A 406-nucleotide genomic window follows, 5' to 3' on the forward strand; every position below is an offset into this window, starting at 1 on the left:
GGAGGATGTCTTCCGCTTTGGGGCCCTGGACGGCGATCAGCGAGGTTGCCGCGGAGGCGTCATCGACGACGACGTCGAAGTTGGCGGCCCTTTGTGCCAGCGCCTGGGCAACGACCTTGGCGTTGCCGGCGTTCGGGACCACGAGGAACCTGTCGCTGCCGTCTTCGGAAGACGGGCGGCGGTAGGTGATGAGGTCGTCGATGATGCCGCCGTCTTCCTGGCAGATCAGCGAGTACTTGGCCTTGCCCACAGACATTGCGGAGATCTTGCCCACCAGCGCGTAGTCCAGGAAGGCCGCGGCTTCCGGGCCGGTGACCCAGACTTCGCCCATGTGGGAAAGGTCGAACAGGCCCGCGGACTGGCGGACGGCGTGGTGTTCGGCCAGTTCGGAGGAGTACTTCAGGGG

Annotated in this window: 1 protein-coding gene; it reads right to left on the reverse strand. The window is 65.8% G+C overall.

The window, feature by feature from the left end; all coding sequences use genetic code 11:
• A partial coding sequence (locus AC1DJW_RS26625) for an aminomethyltransferase family protein (protein WP_476902976.1) occupies positions 1-406 on the reverse strand: 406 nt, incomplete at both ends.

Source organism: Arthrobacter sp. 05L417, from assembly GCF_056397865.1.